Origin of the sequence: Pseudomonas sp. ES1, from assembly GCF_050586605.1 — a bacterium.
Lineage (GTDB): Bacteria > Pseudomonadota > Gammaproteobacteria > Pseudomonadales > Pseudomonadaceae > Aquipseudomonas > Aquipseudomonas sichuanensis.
In genome coordinates this window covers 58,185-81,381 of record NZ_JBOBDM010000023.1, presented here as the reverse complement: position 1 = coordinate 81,381, position 23,197 = coordinate 58,185, and the positions used below count along the sequence as shown (strand labels likewise).

Annotated in this window: 19 protein-coding genes and 2 tRNA genes; 2 read left to right on the top strand and 19 right to left on the bottom strand. The window is 62.7% G+C overall.

The window, feature by feature from the left end:
* Positions 1-55: 55 nt before the first annotated feature.
* From ACQ4N9_RS12095 to alaS, 5 genes are all read right to left on the bottom strand, one after another.
* A tRNA-Arg gene (locus ACQ4N9_RS12095) sits at positions 56-132 on the bottom strand.
* Between the two features lie 48 nt (positions 133-180).
* Positions 181-271, bottom strand: a tRNA-Ser gene (locus ACQ4N9_RS12090).
* A 72-nt stretch (positions 272-343) separates the two neighbouring features.
* Positions 344-532, bottom strand: coding sequence for a carbon storage regulator CsrA (csrA, locus tag ACQ4N9_RS12085; protein ID WP_003254503.1), 189 nt, complete (start codon positions 530-532; stop codon positions 344-346).
* A gap of 169 nt (positions 533-701) precedes the next feature.
* Positions 702-1,937, bottom strand: a complete 1,236-nt coding sequence (locus ACQ4N9_RS12080; RefSeq protein WP_125465020.1) for an aspartate kinase — start codon at positions 1,935-1,937, stop codon at positions 702-704.
* A gap of 83 nt (positions 1,938-2,020) precedes the next feature.
* The gene (gene alaS, locus ACQ4N9_RS12075; protein WP_390967241.1) at positions 2,021-4,645 is read right to left on the bottom strand and encodes an alanine--tRNA ligase; all 2,625 of its coding nucleotides are present in this window, start codon (positions 4,643-4,645) and stop codon (positions 2,021-2,023) included.
* Between the two features lie 378 nt (positions 4,646-5,023).
* On the opposite strand from alaS, the gene ACQ4N9_RS12070 reads away from it, so the two are divergent.
* Entirely contained in the window at positions 5,024-6,199 is a 1,176-nt protein-coding gene (locus tag ACQ4N9_RS12070; protein WP_390967240.1) for a M91 family zinc metallopeptidase, read from the top strand.
* Between the two features lie 8 nt (positions 6,200-6,207).
* Here the strand turns inward: ACQ4N9_RS12070 and astE are convergent, their stop codons facing one another.
* The 13 genes from astE to acs all read right to left on the bottom strand — a co-directional run bounded on the left by astE (position 6,208) and on the right by acs (position 20,788).
* On the bottom strand, positions 6,208-7,215 hold the full coding sequence (gene astE / locus ACQ4N9_RS12065; RefSeq protein ID WP_125465023.1) for a succinylglutamate desuccinylase: 1,008 nt from the start codon (positions 7,213-7,215) through the stop codon (positions 6,208-6,210).
* A 10-nt stretch (positions 7,216-7,225) separates the two neighbouring features.
* The gene (locus ACQ4N9_RS12060; protein ID WP_110991912.1) at positions 7,226-7,516 is read right to left on the bottom strand and encodes a topoisomerase II; all 291 of its coding nucleotides are present in this window, start codon (positions 7,514-7,516) and stop codon (positions 7,226-7,228) included.
* A gap of 15 nt (positions 7,517-7,531) precedes the next feature.
* Entirely contained in the window at positions 7,532-8,881 is a 1,350-nt protein-coding gene (gene astB, locus ACQ4N9_RS12055; protein ID WP_390967239.1) for an N-succinylarginine dihydrolase, read from the bottom strand.
* Positions 8,882-8,904: 23 nt separating this feature from the next.
* On the bottom strand, positions 8,905-10,368 hold the full coding sequence (gene astD, locus ACQ4N9_RS12050; protein ID WP_390967238.1) for a succinylglutamate-semialdehyde dehydrogenase: 1,464 nt from the start codon (positions 10,366-10,368) through the stop codon (positions 8,905-8,907).
* Complete coding sequence (gene astA / locus ACQ4N9_RS12045) at positions 10,369-11,397, bottom strand: arginine N-succinyltransferase (protein WP_390967237.1); 1,029 nt, start codon at positions 11,395-11,397, stop codon at positions 10,369-10,371.
* Positions 11,398-11,452: 55 nt separating this feature from the next.
* A complete protein-coding gene (gene aruF / locus ACQ4N9_RS12040) occupies positions 11,453-12,472 on the bottom strand; it encodes an arginine/ornithine succinyltransferase subunit alpha (RefSeq protein WP_390967236.1) in 1,020 nt (339 codons plus the stop codon).
* Between the two features lie 149 nt (positions 12,473-12,621).
* Positions 12,622-13,842: an aspartate aminotransferase family protein gene (locus tag ACQ4N9_RS12035; RefSeq protein WP_390967235.1), complete on the bottom strand. Its 1,221-nt coding sequence runs from the start codon at positions 13,840-13,842 to the stop codon at positions 12,622-12,624.
* Positions 13,843-14,173: 331 nt separating this feature from the next.
* The gene (argR, locus tag ACQ4N9_RS12030) at positions 14,174-15,154 is read right to left on the bottom strand and encodes a transcriptional regulator ArgR (RefSeq protein ID WP_125465030.1); all 981 of its coding nucleotides are present in this window, start codon (positions 15,152-15,154) and stop codon (positions 14,174-14,176) included.
* Positions 15,155-15,256: 102 nt separating this feature from the next.
* Positions 15,257-16,021 (bottom strand): ABC transporter ATP-binding protein, encoded by a 765-nt coding sequence (locus tag ACQ4N9_RS12025; protein WP_390967234.1) that lies wholly within the window; start codon positions 16,019-16,021, stop codon positions 15,257-15,259.
* Positions 16,022-16,043: 22 nt separating this feature from the next.
* Complete coding sequence (locus ACQ4N9_RS12020) at positions 16,044-16,742, bottom strand: ABC transporter permease (RefSeq protein ID WP_110991920.1); 699 nt, start codon at positions 16,740-16,742, stop codon at positions 16,044-16,046.
* On the bottom strand, positions 16,739-17,428 hold the full coding sequence (locus ACQ4N9_RS12015) for an ABC transporter permease (RefSeq protein WP_110991921.1): 690 nt from the start codon (positions 17,426-17,428) through the stop codon (positions 16,739-16,741). Before ACQ4N9_RS12015 ends, ACQ4N9_RS12020 begins: the two co-directional genes overlap by 4 nt.
* A gap of 91 nt (positions 17,429-17,519) precedes the next feature.
* A complete protein-coding gene (locus ACQ4N9_RS12010; RefSeq protein ID WP_390967233.1) occupies positions 17,520-18,305 on the bottom strand; it encodes an ABC transporter substrate-binding protein in 786 nt (261 codons plus the stop codon).
* 521 nt (positions 18,306-18,826) lie between these two features.
* Positions 18,827-20,788 carry an acetate--CoA ligase gene (gene acs / locus ACQ4N9_RS12005; protein WP_110991923.1) on the bottom strand — a complete coding sequence of 654 codons (1,962 nt, stop codon included), beginning with the start codon at positions 20,786-20,788 and terminating at the stop codon, positions 18,827-18,829.
* Positions 20,789-21,197: 409 nt separating this feature from the next.
* On the opposite strand from acs, the gene ACQ4N9_RS12000 reads away from it, so the two are divergent.
* Complete coding sequence (locus ACQ4N9_RS12000; RefSeq protein WP_003254526.1) at positions 21,198-21,452, top strand: DUF2790 domain-containing protein; 255 nt, start codon at positions 21,198-21,200, stop codon at positions 21,450-21,452.
* A gap of 120 nt (positions 21,453-21,572) precedes the next feature.
* On the opposite strand, the gene ACQ4N9_RS11995 is transcribed toward ACQ4N9_RS12000, so the two are convergent.
* Positions 21,573-23,132: a sigma-54-dependent transcriptional regulator gene (locus ACQ4N9_RS11995; protein WP_390967232.1), complete on the bottom strand. Its 1,560-nt coding sequence runs from the start codon at positions 23,130-23,132 to the stop codon at positions 21,573-21,575.
* Positions 23,133-23,197: the final 65 nt, after the last annotated feature.

Here is a 23,197-nt window from a genome sequence, read left to right as displayed (position 1 = left end):
ACCAGATTACCACTGGCTTGTTGAAGTGCCTTTGCAAGCAAAACCACTTCAAAAGTGGCGGACTCAGCAGGATTCGAACCTGCGACCGCTCGGTTCGTAGCCGAGTACTCTATCCAGCTGAGCTATGAGTCCGTGTCTTGCTGTGCCATCCAGATCGCTAAAAGCGCTCTAGGCAAATAATGGCGGTGAAGGGGGGATTCGAACCCCCGATACCCTTATGAGGTATACTCCCTTAGCAGGGGAGCGCCTTCGGCCACTCGGCCACCTCACCGCAACACGAGGCGAATATTAAACACACCCTTCCTCGTTTGCAACCCTTTTTTTGAAAAAAACTTCAAAAAAATTAAAGGCTTGGCTCCTCGTCCTTCTCTTTCTTGATCCGCAGGTAGATTTCCTCGCGGTGAACGGCCACTTCTTTTGGCGCGCTCACGCCGATACGCACCTGGTTGCCTTTGACACCCAGGACCGTCACGGTGATCTCACCGTCACCAATGATCAGGCTCTCGGCGCACCGACGAGTCAGAATCAGCATAGTTTTCTCCTCACATGTAACTTCAGGGACAACAGTCTTTGATTAAGCAGGGCCCTGCCGGGGACGACGGCACTGACCCGAACAAACTGCCAGCAGCACCTGGACAAGGGTGCGACCGGCAGCCAGAAACACGAAGGGCGCGGCAAGCCGCGCCCTCTCAGGCAACGCCTTACTCGCCCTGTCGGGCAGGAGCATCGAGCTCGAACGCGGTGTGCAGCGCGCGAACGGCCAGCTCCAGGTACTTCTCTTCGATCACTACCGAGACCTTGATCTCGGAGGTGGAGATCATCTGGATGTTGATGCTCTCCTTGGCCAGGGCTTCGAACATGCGGCTGGCAACACCTGCGTGCGAACGCATGCCAACACCAACGATCGATACCTTGGCGATCTTGGTATCACCCACCACTTCACGCGCACCGATCTCACGGGCGGTGTTCTCCAGCACGCTCAACGCCTTTTCGTACTCGTTGCGGTGCACGGTGAAGGTGAAGTCGGTGGTGTTATCGTGCGAAACGTTCTGCACGATCATGTCGACTTCGATGTTCGCCGCGCTGATCGGGCCGAGGATCTTGAAGGCAACGCCAGGAGTATCCGGGACGCCACGAATGGTCAGCTTGGCCTCATCACGGTTGAAGGCGATACCGGAAATGATTGGCTGTTCCATGGATTCCTCTTCATCAATGGTAATGAGGGTACCCGGACCCTCCTTGAAGCTGTGCAGCACGCGCAGCGGAACGTTGTACTTGCCGGCGAACTCCACCGAACGGATCTGCAGCACCTTGGAGCCGAGGCTGGCCATTTCCAGCATCTCCTCGAAGGTGATCTTCTCCAGGCGCTGGGCCTGGGGCACGACACGCGGGTCGGTGGTGTAGACACCATCGACATCGGTGTAGATCTGGCATTCGTCGGCCTTCAGGGCCGCTGCGAGTGCCACACCGGTGGTGTCGGAGCCGCCACGGCCAAGCGTGGTGATGTTGCCGTGCTCATCGACACCCTGGAAACCTGCAACCACGACCACGCGGCCGGCCTTGAGGTCGGCGCGGATCTTCTGGTCGTCGATCTGCAGGATACGCGCCTTGTTGTGCGCGCTGTCGGTGAGGATGCGCACCTGGTTGCCGGTGTACGACACCGCAGGCACGCCACGCTTCATCAACGCCATGGTCAACAGGCCGATGGTGACCTGCTCACCGGTCGAAACAATCACGTCCAGCTCGCGAGGCTCTGGCTTGTCGGTAATCTGCTTGGCCAGGTCGATCAGGCGATTGGTTTCGCCGCTCATGGCCGACAGCACTACCACCAGGTCAGTGCCTTGCTCACGGAATTTCTTGACCTTGTCGGCTACCTGCTCGATCCGCTCGATGGAACCGACAGAGGTACCGCCAAATTTCTGTACGATCAACGCCATTTCAAAGGTGCCTCAGCCCCAAGGGGCCCCAAAAAACAATCCAACATGAAGCGACCGCCGACTAGACCGACGGTCGCCTCATCTCAAAGTCCCTGCTCGGCGAACGGCACGGCCAGGGCCAAGGCATTGTCCAGCGCGGCGACGTCGACGCCACCACCCTGGGCCATGTCCGGGCGACCACCACCCTTGCCACCCACCGCCGCAGCGGCTTGCTTCATCAGATCGCCAGCCTTGAGTTGGCCGGAGAGGTCCTTGGTCACGCCAGCCACCAGCACGACCTTGCCCTCATGCTCGCTACCCAGCAGGATCACTGCATGGCCGAGCTTGTTCTTCAGCTGATCGACGAGCGCCAGCAAGGCCTTGCCATCCTGCCCATCCAGGCGGGCGGCGAGCACCTTGGCGCCCTTGACCTCAACGGCCGCATTGGAGAGATCGTCCCCGGCGGCGCTGGCGGCCTTGGCCTGCAGCTGTTCAAGCTGCTTTTCCAGCTGACGGTTGCGCTCGAGCACAGCCGACAGCTTGTCGATCAGGTTGTCGCGATTACCCTTGACCAGTTGCGCGGCTTCCTTGACCTGCTCTTCGGCAGCGTTAAGGTAAGCCAGCGCGGCGGCACCGGTGACCGCTTCGATACGACGCACGCCAGAGGCCACGCCGCCTTCGCTGATGATCTTGAACAGGCTGATGTCGCCCGTGCGCTTGGCGTGGATGCCACCGCACAGTTCGACGGAGAAGTCACCGCCCATGCTCAGCACGCGCACGGTGTCGCCATACTTCTCACCGAACAACGCCATGGCGCCCTTGGCCTTGGCGGTCTCGATGTCGGTCAGCTCGGTCTGCACCTCGGTGTTACGACGCACTTCACGGTTGACGATTTCTTCCAGCGCCTTGATCTGCTCCGGCTTGACTGCCTCGAAGTGGCTGAAGTCGAAACGCAGGCGCTGGCTGTCGACCAGCGAGCCCTTCTGCTGTACGTGCTCGCCCAGTACCTGGCGCAGTGCTTCGTGCAGCAGGTGGGTGGCGGAGTGGTTCAGCGAGGTAGCGTGCTGGACATCGGCATCGACACGCGCGTCGACGGCTGCGCCAACGGTCAGCGCACCGCTGGCAACCACACCGTGGTGCAGGAAGGCGCCACCGGTCTTGGTGGTGTCGCGCACGTCGAAGCGCGCGGCGCCGGCCTGCAGGTAACCGCAGTCACCCACCTGGCCGCCGGACTCTGCGTAGAACGGGGTGCGATCCAGGATCACCACGCCCTCTTCGCCTTCGCCCAGCTGCTCGACCGCTTGGCCATCCTTGTACAGGGCAATGACCTTGCCCTGCCCTTCGGTGGCATCGTAGCCGAGGAAGTCAGTGGCGGTATCGACCTTGACCAGGCTGTTGTAGTCCATGCCGAAGGCGCTGGCGGAGCGGGCACGCTCACGCTGGGCTTCCATTTCACGCTCGAAGCCGGCCTCGTCGATGGTCAGCTCACGCTCGCGGGCGATGTCGGCGGTGAGGTCCATGGGGAAGCCGTAGGTGTCGTACAACTTGAACACCACGTCGCCCGGCACGACCTTGCCCTGCAACTGGGCCAGGTCCTGCTCGAGGATGCGCAGGCCCTGCTCCAGGGTCTTGGCGAACTGCTCTTCTTCGGTCTTGAGCACCCGCTCGATGTGCGCCTGCTGGCTTTTCAGCTCAGGGAAGGCTTCGCCCATCTCGGTGACCAGCGCGGCAACGATCTTGTGGAAGAAGCTGCCGGTGGCGCCCAGCTTGTTGCCGTGGCGGCAGGCGCGACGAATGATGCGGCGCAGCACGTAGCCACGACCTTCGTTCGACGGCAGCACACCGTCGGCGATCAGGAAGCCGCAGGAACGGATGTGGTCAGCGACCACTTTCAGCGAAGGTTGCTCGTCGTTGCTGCAACCGATGGCCTTGGCAGCCGCGGCCAACAGGCTCTGGAACAGGTCGATCTGGTAGTTCGAGTGCACATGCTGCATCACCGCACTGATGCGCTCCAGGCCCATGCCGGTGTCCACCGACGGCGCTGGCAGCGGGTGCAGGACGCCATCGGCGGTGCGGTTGAACTGCATGAAGACGTTGTTCCAGATCTCGATGTAACGGTCGCCGTCTTCTTCCGGCGAGCCAGGTGGGCCGCCCCAGATGTCGGCGCCGTGGTCGTAGAAAATCTCGGTGCACGGGCCGCACGGGCCGGTGTCGCCCATGGTCCAGAAGTTGTCGGAGGCGTACGGAGCGCCCTTGTTGTCACCGATGCGCACCATGCGCTCGGCGGGCACGCCGACTTCCTTGGTCCAGATGTCGTAGGCCTCGTCGTCGCTGGCGTAGACGGTGACCCACAGTTTTTCCTTCGGCAGGTTGAGCCACTTGTCCGAAGTCAGGAAGGTCCAGGCGAAGGTGATTGCATCGCGCTTGAAATAGTCGCCGAAGCTGAAGTTGCCCAGCATCTCGAAGAAAGTGTGGTGACGGGCGGTATAGCCGACGTTTTCCAGGTCGTTGTGCTTGCCGCCGGCGCGTACGCACTTCTGGCTGCTCACCGCGCGGGTGTAGGCGCGCTTTTCCTGGCCGAGGAAGCAGTCCTTGAACTGGTTCATGCCGGCGTTGGTGAACAGCAGGGTCGGGTCATTGCCCGGGATCAGGGAGCTGGAGGCAACGCGAGTATGTCCCTGCTCTTCGAAGAAGCGGAGGAAGGCTTCACGGATTTCTGCGCTTTTCATAGGTTCTTCCACGGAAACGGCGGCCACACGTCGAATCGACGAAACGACGGCAAAGGGCCGCATTATATCGGTCCTGCAGTCTGGGTGCAGTGTGTTTGTGCGATAGAAACCGTCGATAGGGCGGTTTATCAGACTAAAGCAGTTGGAAACGGCATGACCGCGATGCTAAAGCCAGGGTTTCGCTGATGGCAAGCCAATTGCTGCGCGAGCCTGGCAATTTCGCCGGGAAAGTTCATTGAATCGCGTTCATTCAAGAACGGATCCAAAAACCGCCATCGAACAGACGCGCGCCGGAGTCAAAGTCACTAAAGGTTTACCGCTTGCTCGCCCTGGCGGCCGACTAGCCTGTGGCCTCTTTCAAACACACGGAAGCAGGCCATGTCTGTGCAAAACGTCTGGATTACACACGCCTCATTACCACGCCAATCCTACCCCCTGCCCTACCACGATCCGCAACTGTCGATCGAAACGCGCCAGGAGTCACTGCTGATCGAAACGCTGCAAAGGGGCGCCGAACTGCACGTGCACGGCACCACAGCCGGGATCAGCGTGCAGATCGCCCACACGCTCTATGAGCTGGCGGTTCCAGCGCATCGGCCGCTGCATATACGAACCGGCGACGGCAATGACAAGGTGACGTTCACCGGCTTGCAGACTCAAGTGGTCATTGAAACGCAGGGCGGCGATGACGAAGTGCATCTGGACGGCTCGAGCGGGCCTGACCGCGCAGGCATCGCCGTTGTCGACGCAGGCCCCGGCAATGACCTCGTGGTCGCCGAAGGCCTGAAAGAGGTTGAGATCGAGGGCGGCACGGGCAACGATCACATCAGCAGCAACGCGACCCACAGCTCAATCTACGCCGGGGAGGGCGACGATACCGTATGGATTGAAGGAGGGCGGGCAATCATCGAGGCGATGAGCGGCACCAACGCCGTGAGCAACGGCCCCCTGGACGATCGCATGTATGGCCACCCCGGGAGCATCAATGCCATGGGCGGCCTGGATGCCCCCCTGATGTTCGAGGCATGGGACACCCCGCTGCCGGAAGACCACGCCCAGACATTTCAGGTCAGGGGCGATAACCGCTACATCGAGAAAGTCACCCGCCAGCTCAAGATGCTCCGGGCCACGCTGACAGGTTCGACGCTGATGGCGGATCTGGTGGCCAGGCACGCCAGGATCGTCATCACCCATCATCCAGCCTTGGACAACGCCATGGCCGAGTTCAGCCACGGCCAGGCCGCCCCCAGAATCGCGAACGGCATGCGTGGCACACCCGCGCTGAACATCAATGTCTTTTACAACCCGCTGGCCCACAAAGCCGGTGCCCCTTCGCTGATCATCCTCTATCACGAGCTGTGCCATGCCTGGAACTTCGCCACCGGCACCCTGATGGGCGACACCGAGCAACAGGCCGTCGGGCTGGACAGCGGCGAACCACCATTCGACTTCGATGACGACCCGCAGACACCTGCGACCGCCAGCAACCCTTATCCCTTCAACGAAAACGCCTTGCGCCAGGAGCTGGGCTTGGCGGCCCGCACGCATTACTGATGGCGATTTCAGGCCAGGCGCTGGCCATTGTCCGGAACGATCACTATCCCCGCCCGCAGGCCATTCTTGACCTTCGGGTTGGGGAAGATGATCCGCGCGCCCTCCTCCTCCACGACCCAGCGCGTTTCGGCCAGGTCCTCGGCCAGCAGGTAGCCCTTGCTCAACTCGGAGAAGTTCTCGATGTCCGCCGGCAGGTGCAGGTGGAAGCTGTCACTGTGCTTGATGATCTCGCGGGCGACGCTGAACAGCTTCAGGCCGTCGAGCGAGTCGCCGGTCTCAGGCTCGGTACCTTCGATGATCTGGATGAGGCGCTCTTCGAGCTTGTCGAGATTGACGCCTTCGTTCTGCCCAAATGGCCGCGCCTTGCCCAGTTCGAGGGTAAAGGCCTCAGCCTCCAGCTGCTCATAAGTGAAGGCACTGAAGGTAATCGAAGACTTGCTCTGCAGCAGCACTGCCTCCATCCCTGCCGCAGCCAGGCGCGCCAGTTCACGCCGGGAATGCGTGCGGCCCTCCTTGTAGGGATACAAGGCGAACTGCTCGATCTTGGAACCGCGGATCGCGGTATGCAGGTCGTAATGCAGGCGGGTACGTTCCGGCTTGCTGAAGAACACCCGGGCAAACTGCTCGAGCTCAGCGGCACGCAACGCCTCGAAGCCGCTGGAAAGCTCATGACGGCCGTTGAACAGGCGGTTGATGTCCTGCTCGATGAAACGCTCGCCCTTGCGGATCGCCGCCGGGTTGCCGAACAGGAACAGCACCCGCGCACGGGGCTTGATCTTGCCATTGGCCACACCATGCAGCAGCCGCTCGAGCAGTTCGATAGGCGCTGTCTCGTTGCCGTGAATCCCGGCCGAGAGCAGCAGATCCAGCCCGCTGTCATCGCCTTCGGGCGGACGCACTTCCAGTGCGCCCTCCCCCAGCCAGCGCAAACGCGCGCCCTTGGGTGTCACTTGGGTCTTCTCGGCCGGTTCGTGATCGGTCAGGGTCAGCTCAAGCAGTTTGCCGAGGGCGAGCATAGGCACTTCCTTAGTGGTGGTGGCCGCAGTCCGGGCCATGGACGTGATCGTCGTCATCACCGACCTCTGCCGGTTCCATTTCCAGTTGCAGACTGACCAGGTTGGTGGCCATCGGACGCAACAGCAGGTTGGCGTACTCGGTGTCGTTCTCGTCGACATCGACACCGATCAGCAGCTGGCCGCGGCCGTCCTGCTGGATCCACACTTCCTTGCCTTGCCAAACCACGGCAAAGCGCGTGCAGGAGGTTTCCAGCTGGGTGCCGTCTTCATCTTCCAGGATCAGGCGCAGGGCGTCGGACATTGCAATTTCTCTCTATCAAGGTTGGCGTTGGAACGGATACACCGAACCCAGCTTCATGATCTGGGTCAGCTCATCCAATGCCGTACGACATTCGATCAGCAGCTGCGGGTCGGCCAGGTCCGCTTCGCCAAGGCGATCGCGGTAGTGCTTGTCGACCCACTGCACCAAGGTGTCGTACAGCGAGGCCGTCATGATAACGCCTGGATTGACCGCCGCCAGTTCCGTTTCCTTCAAGGCCACGCGCAAACGCAGGCAAGCCGGGCCACCGCCGTTCTGCATGCTCTGCTTGAGGTCGAACACCTTGACCTCCTTCACCGGGCCGCCCTGGCTGGTCAGTTGCCCCAGATACGCCCAGACGCGCTCGTTGTTGCGGCACTCTTCCGGCACCACCAGCAGCATGGAACCGTCGGCGCGGCTGAGCAGCTGGCTGTTGAACAGGTAGGAACGCACTGCGTCCTCCACCGCCACCGCCGAGCGCGGCACGCAGATGGCCTGGAACTGGCCACCCTTGCCGGCCAGTTTAGCCTGCAGCTGGCCGAGCACGGCGTCGGTCTCGAGGAAGGCGTCCTCGTGGTAGAACAGCACCTCGCCATTGCCCACCGAGATCACATCGTTGTGGAACACGCCCTGGTCGATCACCGCCGGGTTCTGTTGAGCGTAGACCACGCCATCGTCGCGCAGGCCGTGCAGCCGGGCGACCGCCTGCGAGGCTTCCAGGGTCTGGCGCGCCGGGTACTTCTGCGGCGCCGGATAGCGGCTGTCGAACGCGCTGCGGCCATAGACGAAGAACTCGACGCCGGCATCGCCGTAATCTTTGCAGAACCGCGTGTGGTTGGCCGCGCCTTCGTCACCGAACTGCGCCACCGCCGGCAGCGCGGCATGGTGGGCGAAGTGCTTGTCGTCATTGAACATGGCCCCCAGCACACGGCTGGTGGTCGGGTGTTCGATACTGCGGTGGTATTTGCAGTTGAGGTTGGCGGCCGTGAAGTGCACGCGGCCGTCGGCGGTGTCGGCGCTGGGGCTGACCGTGGCGGCGTTGGCCACCCACATGCTCGAGGCCGAGCAACTGGCGACCAGCAACGGCATGGCTTCTTTCGCCGCGCGGCGAATCACCTCAGCGTCGCTGCCGGTGAAGCCCAGGCTGCGCAGGGCAGCCACATCCGGGCGCTCCTGCGGCGCCAGCACGCCCTGCTGGAAGCCCATTTCCATCAGCGCCTTCATCTTGGTCAGGCCCTGGCGCGCCGCTTCGCGCGGGTTGGAGCCCTGCTGGCTGTTGCTTTGTGACGCCACGTTGCCGTAGGACAGGCCACCGTAGTTGTGGGTCGGCCCCACCAGGCCATCAAAATTCACTTCGTAGGATTTCATCGGCAAGGCTCCGAGACCTGTTGTTATAGGGTGACGCCCGGCGTCAGGGTCGCCGGCAGTGCAAGGCTCGCGGTCTCCAGCGAAGCCACGGGGTAGGCGCAATAGTCGGCCGCGTAGTAAGCGCTGGCGCGGTGGTTGCCGCTGGCACCGACACCACCGAACGGCGCGCTGCTGGCGGCACCGGTCAGTTGCTTGTTCCAGTTGACGATACCGGCGCGGCTGCGCAGCCAGAAGTGCTGGTAACGGGCATTGGAGTCCGACAGCAACCCGGCAGCCAGGCCGTACTGGGTGTTGTTGGCCTCATTGATCGCCGCGTCGAAATCGCTGTAGCGGATCACTTGCAGCAGCGGGCCGAAGAACTCTTCGTCCGGGCGGCCGGTCACGGCGGTGACGTCGATGATGCCCGGAGTCAGCAGTGCCGCATTGGCCTGTGGCTGGGTCATCTCCAGCAGCGCCACGGCGCCCTTGTCGAGCAGATCCGCCTGGGCCGCGACCAGCGCGCGGGCGGCCTGCAGCGAAATCACCGAGCCCATGAAGGGTGCCGGCTGCTGGTCGAAAGCGCCGACACTGATACTACGGCTGACCTCGACCAGGCGCGCGAGCAGTTGGTCGCCCCAGGCGCCCTGGGGCACCAGCAGGCGCCGGGCACAGGTGCAGCGCTGGCCGGCGGAAATGAACGCCGACTGGATGATGGTGTAGACCGCGGCGTCCAGGTCCTTGACCTCGTCCACCACCAGCGGGTTGTTGCCGCCCATCTCCAGGGCCAGGATCTTGTCCGGGCGCCCGGCGAACTGCTGGTGCAACAGGTTGCCGGTGCGGCTGGAGCCAGTGAAGAACAGGCCATCGATACCCGGGTTGGCAGCCAGCGCCACGCCGGTTTCGCGGGCACCTTGCACCAGGTTGAGCACACCGGCAGGCAGCCCGGCTTCAATCCAGCACTGCACCGTCAGCTCGGCAACCTTGGGGGTCAGTTCACTCGGCTTGAAGACCACGCAGTTGCCCGCCAGCAAGGCCGGGACGATGTGGCCGTTGGGCAGGTGGCCGGGGAAGTTGTACGGGCCGAACACTGCCACCACACCATGGGGCTTGTGGCGCAGCACGGCCGTGGCGTCGGCCAGCGGGCCGCTCTTTTCACCGGTACGTTCGCGGTAGCTCTGCACCGAGATCGCCACCTTGTTGACCATGCTGGTGACTTCGGTGGCCGACTCCCACAAGGGCTTGCCGGTTTCTTCACCAATGCAACGTGCCAGCTCGTCGGCACGGGCCTTGAGTTTTTCGGCGAACGCCTCGAGCACAGCGATACGCGCTTCCAGGCTCAGCTGCGCCCAGTTCGGGAACGCTTGGCGCGCCGCCTCCACTGCCGCTGCAACTTGTGCGGCATCGGCGCCCTGCCCGGCCCAGACCACCGCCTGGGTGACGGGGTTGAGCGACTGCAAGGCTTCGCCCTGGCCAGCCAGCCATTTGCCTGCGATGTAATGCGTGGTCATTTACTGAGCCTCCCGGCCGGCGGACAGCGGCACCGCGCGCACATTGTCGCCGGCGCCCAGGCGCAGGCGCTTGGCGGTCAGCGGATCAACCACCAGCGTGCCTGCGGCAAGGCGCGCCGGCGCGGCAGTGATGCGGCAGTCTTCGCGCTTGCGGTTGTGAATGATGTAAGGGGTGGCGTCGTCACCCGGCGTGCCGACAGCCAGCACCAGGGTTTCGCTTTCACGCACCGCACGGATCTTCGAGGTTTCGCACTCGATAGCCGGGCCTGCGTCGAAGATGTCGACATACCCCTGGTAGTTGAAGCCTTCGCGCTTGAGCATGGCCAGCGCCGGCTCGGTGTCGGTGTGCACGCGGCCGATCACGTCGCGCGCAGCCTGCGACAGGAAGCAGGTGTACAGCGGGAACTTGGGCATCAGTTCGGCGATGAACGACTTGTTGCCCACCCCGGTGAGGTAGTCGGCCTGGCTGAACTCCATCTTGAAGAAGTGCCGGCCCAGGCTTTCCCAGAACGGCGAGCGCCCGGACTCATCGGACATGCCGCGCATCTCGGCGATGATCTTGTTGCCGAACAGCTGCGGGAACTCGGCGATGAACAGCATCCGCGCCTTGGACAGCAGCCGGCCGTTGAGGCCGCTGCGATGGTCGCTGCGCAGGAACAACGAGCACAGCTCGGAGTTGCCGGTCAGGTCGTTGGCCAGGAACAGCGTGGGGATCTCGCGGTAGATGCCCAGCTCCTGCGAGGCGCTGACGGTCAGCCCTACCCGGTAGTTGTACCAGGGCTCACGCAAACCGACGGCGCCGGCGATGGCACTGATGCCGACCACCAGGCCTTCGTCGTTCTCCAGCACGAACAGGTAGTCGGTATCGCCGCGCTCGGCTTCACCGCGGAAGCTCTTCTCGGCCCAGCCGACACGCTGGCCGAGGCGCTCTTCGTTGGCCGGGAGCGTGGTCAGCCCGGTGGTACCGGTGCTGCGGGCCAATTCGATCAGCGCGGGTAAATCGCTGCTGCGTACAGGACGAACGATCATGCTATCTCCTTGTGCGGCGGTCTGTGCCCGCCGCGAAACTCTCTGTTCCGGCTTATCAGACCGCTACCAGGCGCACGCTGGCACCCTCGCCGACGCCCAGGGCATCGGCGGCTTCGCTGTTCAGGCTGACCGGCTTGCCCGGCACCCAGTCCAGCTCCAGCAGCACCGCGCGGTAATCTTGCAACTGGCCGTTGCACACCAGGTACAGGCGGCCGCCCTTGACCGGCGCTTGGTCAAGCTTGACCGGCACCACACGGCTCTGGGCGATCGAGCGGATCCCCGAAGCACGGGCATGCAGGGTCGGGCCGCCGTCGAAGATGTCGATGTAGTGCTCGGTCTCGAAGCCCTCACGCATGAGGATGTCGAAGGTGATCTGCGCCCGCGGGTGCACCTGGCCCATCGCTTCCTGGGCCTCATCGTGGAGCAGCGGCACATAGATCGGGTAGTGCGGCATCAGCTCGGCCAGGAAGGTACGGCTCTTCAGGCCGCACAGGCGCTCGGCGTCGGCGTAGTTGAGGTCGAAGAAGTTGCGCCCGATGGCATCCCAGAACGGCGACTCGCCCTGCTCGTCGCTGTAGCCGACGATTTCGGTCACCACCGACTCGGCGAAGCGCTCCGGGTGTGCGGCCATGAACAGCAGGCGGCCACGGGAGTTGAGCTCGGCGAAGGCGCTGTTGACCAGCTCGGGCAGCACATAGAAGCTGGTCAGCAGGCTGTTGCCAGTGAGGTCGTGGCACAGCGACAGGACGTGGATCTTGTTGTGGATCTTCAGCTCGCGCGAGGCATGCACGAAGGTCTCGTTGCGAAAGCTGTAGAACGGCTCGGAGTAGCCGGCAGAGGCGACGATGGCCGAGCAGCCGACCAGCTTGCCGGTGGCGCTGTCTTCGAGCACGAAGAAGTAGCTCTCTTCGCCATTGAAGCTCACTTCAGCGGCGAAGGAAGTTTCCGAGGCGGCGATCTTGTCGCCCAGGCGACCGGCATCGTCCGGCAGCGAGGTGACACCAATGGGGCTGTCGGCAGCCATGCGCTGCACTTCGTTCAGATCAGCCATTTGCGCGGGGCGCATCACCAGCATGGTGTCACTCCTTTCGGGAAAGCGCGCCGATCAATCGGCACGGGAAAACAGCGGGCACGCGCCACTACCTGCAAGCAGGTGCCCGCATTGAAATTCAGGATTCGCCCGCCCCGATCGTGATCAGGGCGGGCGACAGGACTACCGGGCGATCAGCCCTGAGTCAGTTTGGCCACGGCACGCTCAAAGCGATCCAGGCCTTCGTCGATGTCGGCATCCTCGACCACCAGGCTCGGGGCGAAGCGCACCACGTCGGGGCCCGCCTGCAGCACCATCAGGCCTTCCTTCTCGGCGGCGTTGAGGATGTCCTTGGCCTTGCCTTTCCAGGCGTCGCTGAGCACGCAGCCGAGCAACAGGCCGACGCCACGCACCTGGGTGAACAGGCCGGATTGCTGGCCGATCTTTTCCAGGCGGGTCTTGAAGCGCTCGTGCTTGGCCTTGATGCCCGCCAGCGTTTGCGGGGTGTTGATCACGTCCAGCACTGCGCAGGCGACGGCGCAGCCCAGCGGGTTGCCACCGTAGGTGGTGCCGTGGGTGCCGACGGCCAGGTGCTTGGCAATCTCGCTGGTGGTCAGCATGGCGCCGATCGGGAAGCCGCCGCCCAGGCTCTTGGCGCTGGTGAGGATGTCCGGGGTGACGCCGTAATGCTGGTAGGCATACAGCGAGCCGGTACGGCCGACGCCGGTCTGCACTTCATCGAAGATCAGCAGGGCATTGTGTTCTTCACACAGCTTGCGGGCGCCTTCCAGGTACGCCTTGTCGGCCGGAACCACGCCGCTCTCGCCCTGGATCGGTTCGATCACCACGGCGCAGGTCTTGTCGGAAATCTGCGCCTTCAGCGCGTCCAGGTCGTTGTAGGCCACGTGGCTGATGCCGGTGATCTTCGGGCCGAAGCCGTCGGAGTACTTGGGCTGGCCACCGACGCTGACAGTGAACAGGGTACGGCCGTGGAAGCTGTTAACCGTGGCGATGATTTCGTGCTTGTCCGGGCCGAAACGGTCATGGGCGACGCGACGGGCCAACTTGAAGGCGGCCTCGTTGGCTTCGGCGCCGGAGTTGCAGAAGAACGCACGCTCGGCAAAGGTCGCGTCCACCAGCTTGTGCGCCAGGCGCAGGGCCGGCTCGTTGGTGAATACGTTGGAGACGTGCCAGAGGGTGTTGGCCTGTTCGGTCAGTGCCTTGACCAGCGCCGGATGGCAGTGGCCCAGGGCGTTGACGGCGATACCGCCGGCGAAGTCGATCAGCTCGCGACCCGACTGATCCCAGACACGGGAGCCCTCGCCTCGCACAGGAATGAAGGCCGCCGGAGAATAGTTGGGGACCATGACCTGGTCGAAATCGGCACGTTGCACCGGGGCTTGCTCAACGGACATCTGAGTCTCCTGAAGAGGAACGCTGGCCTGGAAGTGGCGAGCGATGGGGGGATTGTAAGGACTGATCGGCGCCTGTCCTTGCTGCCAGGCGACAACTTGTTACAGCGCAAAACCCTGTTTTCAGCAGGTTTTCGGCAATGCGACAAACACTGTCGCAATCGCGCAGTGTAATGGCAGACAGGGGCTGGGTGAACGGGTGTTCACATTTCAACTGTACTGGCCCTTTCGCGGGTAAACCCGCTCCCACAGGGACCGCACAGCCTTCGAATGCTGCACAGATCCTGTGGGAGCGGGTTTACCCGCGAAGGGGCCGGCACAGGCAATAGAGAAATCAGCCCTTCTCAGCCGGCGCCGAGCTGAGTTCGAACGGGCTGCTGCTGCGCCGCTGGTTGCGGTCTTCACGCGGCGTGGCGCCAAAGAAGTTGCGGTACGCACTGGAGAAATGCGGCCCGGAGGAGAACCCGCACGACAGGCCAATCTGGATGATCGACTTGCTGGTCTGCATCAGCATCTGCCGCGCCTTGTTCAGGCGCAGCTCCAGGTAATACTGGCTGGGCACCCGGTTGAGGTACTGCTTGAAGATCCGCTCCAGCTGGCGACGGGACACGCACACATGCTGGGCGATCTCGTCGGTGGTCAGCGGCTCTTCGATATTGGCCTCCATCAGCAGCACCGCCTGGGTGAGCTTCGGATGACTGGAACCCAAGCGGTTCTGCAGCGGGATACGCTGGCGCTCCCCCCCTTCACGAATGCGTTCGACCACCAACTCTTCGGAGACCGCACCGGCCAGTTCGGCGCCGTGGTCACGCGCCAGCACCGCCAGCAACAGGTCGGTCACCGCCATGCCGCCACAGGCGGTCAAGCGGTCCCGATCCCAGTCGAACAGGTGGCTGGTGGCGATCACCTTGGGGAACCGCTCGGCAAAATCATCCTGCCAGCGCCAGTGCACCGCAGCGCGGTAGCCATCGAGCAGCCCCATCGCCGCCAGCGGATAGACCCCGGCGGACAGGCCACCGACCATGCAGCCACTGCGCGCCAGCTGCTTGAGTGCGGCCGACAACGCCGAACTGATCGCCGCCGGCGGCTCGTCGGCCAGCAGGAACAACTTCTGGCAACCTTCCAGGCGGCCGTTCCAGGCCTCGCCCGGCAGGCGCCAGGCGCCCTCCTGCCCGGCCTCGGCCTGCAAGTAGACCAGCTCGTAGACCACCTCCGGATGCACCCGCTGAGCCACCTGCAACACCTCGTCGGCCAACGCCAGGGTCAGCGGCTTGGTGCTGGGCCAGATGAGAAATCCGATTCGCTGGGTGGTCATAGGGCGTGGTCCGAAACCTGGAGGGGAAGGTTCGCGCTCGTGGCGCCAAGGCATGCCGCGCGCGCTGCGCAGCATGCCCCATTATGGTGCAAAGTGCAGCCTTTACTTCAGGCTACCGGAGAGGAACTGCTTGAGTCGCTCGGACTGCGGATTGACCAGCACTTCACGCGGGCAGCCGCGCTCTTCCACCAGGCCTTTGTGCAGGAACACCAGCTGGTTGGAGACTTCCCGGGCAAAGCCCATCTCGTGGGTGACCACCACCATGGTGCGGCCTTCCTGGGCCAGCGACTGCATCACCTTGAGCACATCGCCCACCAGCTCAGGGTCCAATGCCGAGGTCGGCTCGTCGAACAGCATCACCTCGGGTTCCATGGCCAGGGCGCGGGCGATGGCCACGCGCTGCTGCTCGCCGCCGGACATATGCCCGGGGAACGCGTCCTTGCGATGGGCGACACCGACCTTGTTCAGGTAGTGCTCGGCCTTTTCCAGCGCTTCCTTCTTGTTCACGCCCAGCACGTGCACCGGGGCCTCGATGACGTTCTCCAGCGCAGTCATGTGCGACCACAGGTTGAAGTGCTGGAACACCATCGACAGCCGCGAACGCATGCGCTGCAACTGTTTTGGGTCGGAGGCCTTGAGCGCGCCGTCCTTGCCGGCCACCAGCTTGAGCTCTTCATTGTTGAGCAGGATCCGCCCGGCATGGGGCTGCTCGAGCATGTTGATGCAACGCAGGAATGTCGATTTGCCCGAGCCACTGGAGCCGATGATGCTGATCACGTCGCCTGCCTTGGCTTCGAGGGAGATGCCCTTGAGCACCTCGTGGCTGCCGTAGCGCTTGTGCAGGTCTTGGATTTGAAGTTTGTACATGCTGTCGGTTCTCACAGAGCGGTCAGTGCTTGCGCGGCGCCAGGTAGCCGAGCCAGCGGCGTTCGGCCATCTTGAACAGGCGCACCAGGATGAAGGTCAGGCACAGGTAGAACACGCCCGCCGTGATGTAGGCCTCGAAAGGCAGGTAATACTGGGCATTGACCGTGCGCGCAGCACCGGTGATGTCGATCAGGGTGACGATCGACGCCAGGCTGGTGGTCTGCAGCATCATGATCACCTCGTTGCTGTACTGCGGCAACGCCCGGCGCAGTGCCGACGGCAGCAGGATGCGACGGTACATCTTGAAGCGCGACATGCCGATCGCCTTGGCGGCCTCGATCTCGCCATGGGGTGTGGCCTTGAGGCTGCCGGCGATGATTTCGGCGGTGTAGGCGCTGGTGTTGATGGCGAACGCCAGGCAGGCGCAGAAGGTCGCGCTGGACAGCCACGGCCACAGGAAGCTTTCGCGCACCGCCTCGAACTGGGCCAGGCCGTAGTAGATCAGGAACAGTTGCACCAGCATCGGCGTGCCGCGAATGACGTAGGTGTACAGCCAGGCGGTCATGTTCACCACCGGTTGTTTCGAAACCCGCATCAAGCCCAGCGGGATGGCCGCCAGCAGGCCGAACAGCAGCGACAGCGCCAGCAGCTTCAGCGTGGTCAGCAGGCCGCCCAGGTACAGCGGCATGGCTTCCCAGATGACGTTGTAGTCAAAGATCATAGTTCAACCACCTTGACGCCAACCGAGTAGCGCTTCTCGAGGTACTTCAGCGCCAGCAGCGAGACACTGGTCAACACCAGGTACAGCGCCGCCACCGCCAGGAAGAAGGTGAAGGGTTCGCGGGTGGCATCGGCCGCCTGCTTGGCCTTGAACATCATGTCCTGCAGGCCGACCACCGAAATCAGCGCGGTCGCCTTGGTCAGCACCAGCCAGTTGTTGGTGAAACCCGGGATCGCCAGGCGGATCATCTGCGGCACCATGATGCGGAAGAACACCTGCAGGTTGCTCATGCCATACGCCGCACCGGCCTCGGCCTGCCCCTTGGGGATGCCCAGGAAGGCGCCGCGGAAGGTTTCCGACAGGTAGGCCCCGAAGATGAAGCCCAGGGTACCGATACCGGCCACCAGCGGATTCAGGTCGATGTAGTCGTCATAGCCCAGCAGCGGTGCCAGCCGATTGAGCAGGTCCTGGCCGCCGTAGAAGATCAGCAGGATCAACACCAGGTCAGGGATGCCACGGATCACCGTGGAATAAAGGTCACCCAGCCAGGCCAACCAGCGCACCGGCGACAAGCGCAGCGCCACACCGATCAGGCCGAGGACGATGGCCAGGGCCATCGACGACAGGGCGAGCTGCAGCGTCAGCCACGCCCCATCGAGGATGACTGCCCCATAGCCTTTCAACATGATTGCAATTCCTCAGGGCTTGGGAATGAAAAATGGTGCAAACCTCAGAGATTCTGCTGTTTGCACCATTGCACAGGTGAAACCCTACGTCTTACTGAGCGTCAGGGCCGTAGATGTCGAAGTTGAAGTACTTCTTCTCGATCTCTTTGTACTTGCCGTTGGCGCGGATCGCGTCGATGGCCTTGTTGATGCGCTCGCGATTGGCGTCATCACCCTTGCGCACGGCAATGCCGATGCCGTCACCGAAGTACTTCGCGTCGGTGAACGCCGGGCCAACGAAACCGAAGCCCTTGCCGGCGTCGGTTTTCAGGAAGCCGTCTTCGAGCAGGGTGGCGTCAGCCACGGTGCCGTCGAGGCGACCAGCCGCCACGTCCAGGTAGATTTCGTTCTGAGTGCCGTAAGGCACGACGGTGGCGCCTTTCGGGGCCAGGACTTCCTTGGCGAAGCGGTCGTGGATCGAGCCACGCTGCACACCGATCTTCTTGTCCTTGAGCTCAGTCAGGCTCTCGCTGATGGCGGTACCTTCCTTCATCACCAGGCGGGCTGGGGTGAGGTAGTAGCGCTTGGTGAAGTCAACCGACTTCTTGCGATCGTCAGTGATCGACATGGACGACAGGATGGCGTCGATCTTGCGCACTTTCAGCGCCGGGATCAGGCCATCGAATTCCTGCTCGACCCAGGTGCACTTGGCTTTCATCTCTTCGCACAGGGCGTTGCCGATGTCGTAGTCGAAGCCGGCGATGCTGCCGTCGGGTTGCTTGAAGGCGAAGGGTGGGTAGGCGGCCTCGATACCGATCTTCAACGGCTTCTCATCGGCCTGCGATACCAGGGAAAACACGGAAAGCGCCAGGGCGCCAAGCAGTGCAAGCTTCTTCATCAGGTAACTCCATCGGTACGGGGCAATACAAGGCAGGTGTAACGGCTGCCCGATATGCGAATGGGTACAACGCGAGCCGCGCAGGTTTCGACCAAGGTCGCAGACCACGAGCGAGTGAGTGGCATTTTAGCGACAGCCCGGTAGTCGATATTTCTTCAAAGCGACAACTAGTTACAGAAGCGCTTGAAACCGCGGCGGGCGATATTGACAGCTCTCGCTGATTATGCAAGAGCAAAAGAGAAATAACCTATATCCAAAGCAATAAGCGCGCCTATTATTGGCAAACCCTTGTATTCCGGCAAGTGCAGCGTGCCACGGTGCATGAAATGGCTGAAAGGTCGCACCGCGATAGGCCACAGATTGTTTCCTCAAGCCCCATTTCTGTGCGAAACCACCTACAGGCACGGTTACCGATGAATGTCGGGTAACAGTCCATTCAGTAAAGCAAAAACCCCGCCGGTTGCCCGGCGGGGTTTGCTTTGATGGGAGGCAATCGCGGGGCAAGCCCGCGATCAGGCAGATCAGGCCGAAGCCAGGCTCATTGCCTTGTGGGTATCGATCAGGTGCTGCACCACACCCGGGTCGGCCAGGGTGGAGATATCACCCAGCGCGTCGTACTCGGCCGTGGCAATCTTGCGCAGGATGCGGCGCATGATCTTGCCCGAGCGGGTTTTCGGCAGGCCCGGCGCCCACTGGATCACGTCCGGCGAAGCGATCGGGCCGATCTCCTTGCGCACCCAGTTCTTCAGCTCCAGGCGCAGCTGCTCGCTCGACTCCTCACCAGCATTGAGGGTGACATAGACATAGATGCCCTGCCCCTTGATGTCGTGCGGCACACCCACCACCGCGGCCTCGGCCACTTTCGGGTGGGCAACCATGGCGCTTTCGATCTCGGCAGTGCCCATGCGGTGGCCGGACACGTTCAGCACGTCATCCACACGGCCAGTGATCCAGTAGTAGCCGTCCTCGTCGCGACGGGCGCCGTCACCGGTGAAGTACATGCCACGGAAGGTCTTGAAGTAGGTGTCGACAAAGCGGTCGTGGTCGCCATACAGCGAACGCGACTGGCCCGGCCACGAATCGAGAATCACCAGGTTGCCTTCGGCCGCGCCATCGATCAGGTTGCCCAGGTTGTCCACCAGGGCTGGCACCACCCCGAAGAATGGGCGGGTTGCCGAACCCGGCTTGAGCGCGGTAGCGCCCGGCAACGGGCTGATCAGCACACCACCGGTCTCGGTCTGCCACCAGGTGTCGACGATCGGGCAGCGCTGCTTGCCGACGGTCTTGTAGTACCAGTTCCAGGCCTCCGGGTTGATCGGCTCGCCCACCGAGCCCAGCAGGCGCAGGCTGGAACCGTCGGCGCCGGCCACGGCGGCTTCGCCCTCGGCCATCATGGCGCGGATCGCGGTCGGCGCGGTGTAGAGGATGTTGACCTTGTGCTTATCGACGATCTTCGACACGCGAGTGATGTCCGGGTAGTTCGGCACACCTTCGAACAGCAGCGTGGTGGCGCCATTGGCCAGCGGGCCGTAGACGATATAGCTGTGGCCGGTGACCCAGCCCACGTCGGCGGTGCACCAGTACACCTCGCCCGGGCGGTAGTCGAACACCCGCTCATGGGTGAGCGCGGCATACACCAGGTAGCCACCGGTGGTATGCAGCACACCCTTAGGCTTGCCAGTGGAGCCGGAGGTATAAAGGATGAACAGCGCCTCTTCGGCCCCCATCTCTTTCGGCGCACAGTGGCTGGAGGCGACCTTCATCAGGTCCTCGTACCAGATGTCGCGGTGCTGGTGCCAGGCGATGTCGCCGCCGGTGCGCTTGCACACGATGATCTTCTGCACGCTGCTGGTTTCAGGGTTGGTTAGGGCCAGGTCGACGTTGCCCTTGAGCGGGGTACGACGACCGCCGCGCACACCTTCGTCGGCGGTGATCACCACTTTCGACTTGCAGTCGATGATGCGCCCGGCCAGGGCCTCCGGCGAGAAGCCTCCGAACACCACCGAGTGGATCGCGCCGATACGGGCACAGGCCAGCATGGCCACCACCGCCTCGGGGATCATCGGCATATAGATGGTGACCACGTCACCACGGTGCACGTCCTGGCCCCGCAGGGCGTTGGCGAACTTGCAGACCTGCTCGTGGAGCTCGCGGTAGGTAATGTTGCGGTGCTCGGAAGGGTCGTCGCCCTCCCAGATGATCGCCAACTGGTCGCCGCGCTCTTCGAGGTGGCGGTCCAGGCAGTTGGAGGAAACGTTCAGAGTGCCGTCGGCGAACCACTTGATATCGACATGGTGGTCGTCGAACGAGGTCTGCTTGACCTTGGTGAAGGGCTTGATCCAGTCCAGGCGCTGGGCCTGCTCGCGCCAGAAGCCGTCCGGGTTGATCACAGACTGCTGGTACATGGCCTTGTAGGTGGCCTCGTCGGTCAGGGTAGTGGCCGCAACCTCGGGACGAACGGGATACAGTGGAGCCGCACTCATCTGTGTTACCTCGGTGTAATAGTTGTTTTTGTATGGAACCGTTTGTAACTGTACCAGAGCGGCAAAAGCCATTCGACGTTGGTAGTAACGCGCTCCACCGAAGCCCGGCCCGTCAGGCTCGACCGCTCTAACTCATGGCACACAGCCATCCGCGAGAAAAACCGGAGCATGCTGCCAAGGGATTGTTACAGATTCTGTCAAAAGACTTTATCAAAACCCCCTCTGTTTCGGCCGCGGCCACCCTCCTAGAATTCAACTCGCCAGCAACGGCAACGCGATTAACTTCTGGTTACAGCCCCCACGAAGGCAAAGTTGATCCGCACCTCATCCTGATAGTTGAACAACCGTTGTACTCGCGGCGCCACAAGCGCCGCGTGCCCCCTCACGACCTTAGACAGGTAAATAGAAAATGAAAGCTTTACTGGTATTGGTACTTGGCAGTCTTTGCGGCGCGGCAATGGCCGGCGAGGCAAAAGATGCCGAGCAGATTCCGGTTGAACAGTACAGTTATTCGCAGCACCTGGACATCGCCCGCGTTATTTCCATGAGCGAAGTGCCCAATGTCTGCGAAGTGGTGCCGGCCCGTATGACTTACGAGGACTCCCAGGGCCAGAAGCACATTCTCGAATACCGCGTGATGGGTAACGGTTGTTCCAACGGTTGACCCCGTGAATCAGGGCCCCATCGGGGCCCTTTCGCGGCTAAAGCCGCTCCCACAGGGTCTCGCTATTCCTGTGGGAGCGGCTTTAGCCGCGAAATTACTGAATGCCACAACTTTCTGAAACTACTCAGCCGACTTGTTAAGTGAATAATCACGCAACTTGTTGGCAATCGTCGTGTGTGAAACACCCAGTCTTTTGCCCAATGCCCGGCTACTTGAATATTCACTCATCAAACTTTCAAGTACCGCCTTTTCAAAACGCCCGACAATCTGCGCAAGATCACCGTCCAGTGAAAACTCGCCCAACGGCTGGCGCGCACCATAATCCGGCAAACGGATATGTTCGCTCTTCACTACCCCGCCTTCGCACAACGATACGGCCTGGAATAACACGTTCTCCAGTTGCCGAACGTTGCCCGGCCAATGGTACTGGCTGAGCTTGTCCATCGCCGCAGGCGCCAGCCGCGGCATCGGGCAACCAATCTGCCGGCTGGCCTGGTCGAGAAAGTGCTGCACCAACCCCTCCAGCCCATCCATGCACTCGCGCAGCGGCGGGATGTGCAGCGACAGCACGTTGAGCCGGTGGTAGAGGTCCTGGCGGAACTCCCCACGGGCACACAGCTCGGACAGGTCGACCTGGGTGGCACAGATCACGCGTACGTCCAGGTAAACCTCCTCATCGCTACCCACCCGGCGGAAGCAACCGTCCTGCAGGAAGCGCAGCAGCTTCACCTGCAGCCGCGGGCTCATCTCCCCTACCCCGTCGAGGAACAAGGTGCCGCCTGCGGTCAGCTCCAAAAGCCCGAGCTTGCCTTCGGCACGCGCGCCCTCAAAGGCCCCCGGCCCGTAACCGAACAGCTCGGTTTCGGCCATCGACTCCGGCAGGCCGGCGCAGTTGAGCGCCATCAATGGCGCCTGGCCACGCGGGCTGGCCAGGTGGCAGGCGCGGGCCAGCAGCTCTTTGCCGGTGCCGGTCTCGCCCTCGATCAGCAGCGGCGCATCCAACGGCGCCATACGCCGGGCCTCACGCACCACCGCCGCCATCACTCGCGAGCTCTGGAAGATGCTGTCGAACCCGCGCAGCTCCTGCTTGCGCACGTTGTAGATGCGCTCGCCGATGCGATCGGCGCGATGCAGGGTCAATACCGCGCCGGCCAGCGCCTCGCTTTCGTCGTGCTCCGACTGCAGCGGCGCGATGTCGGCCAGGAACACGTCACCCTTGACCTTGATGCGCAGGCCGTTGATGCGCGACTTGTTGGCGCGCACCAGCTCCGGCAGGTCGAAGTCCTCGACATAGCGTGAAAGCGGCAGGCCCGGCACCTCATCGACCCGCACCCCGAGCAGCTGCGCCGCGCTGCGGTTGGCGGCGACGATGCTGCCGCCCATGTCGATGGACAGCACCGGGAAGTCCAGCGCCCCGAGCAAGGCATTGAGCTCCATGTGCCGGCGCTCGCTAGGCATCAGCCCGACCCGCTTGACCCCGAACACCCCGGCGATCGATTCGAACTTCGGCCGCAAGGCCTGGAACTGGATGTTGATCAGGTTCGGGCAGTGCAGGTAGATGGCGTTGCCATGATCCCCCCCCACCTCGCCGCGCAGCACGTTGATGCCGTACTCCACCAGCAGGTTGAGGATGTCGCGCAGGATCCCGATGCGGTTCTGGCAGTGCACTTTGATACGCATGAAAGCTCTCGAAGCGGCCGAAGTTTTTCTTCGGCACGCGGAAAAGTCGTAAAGATAAGCTGACA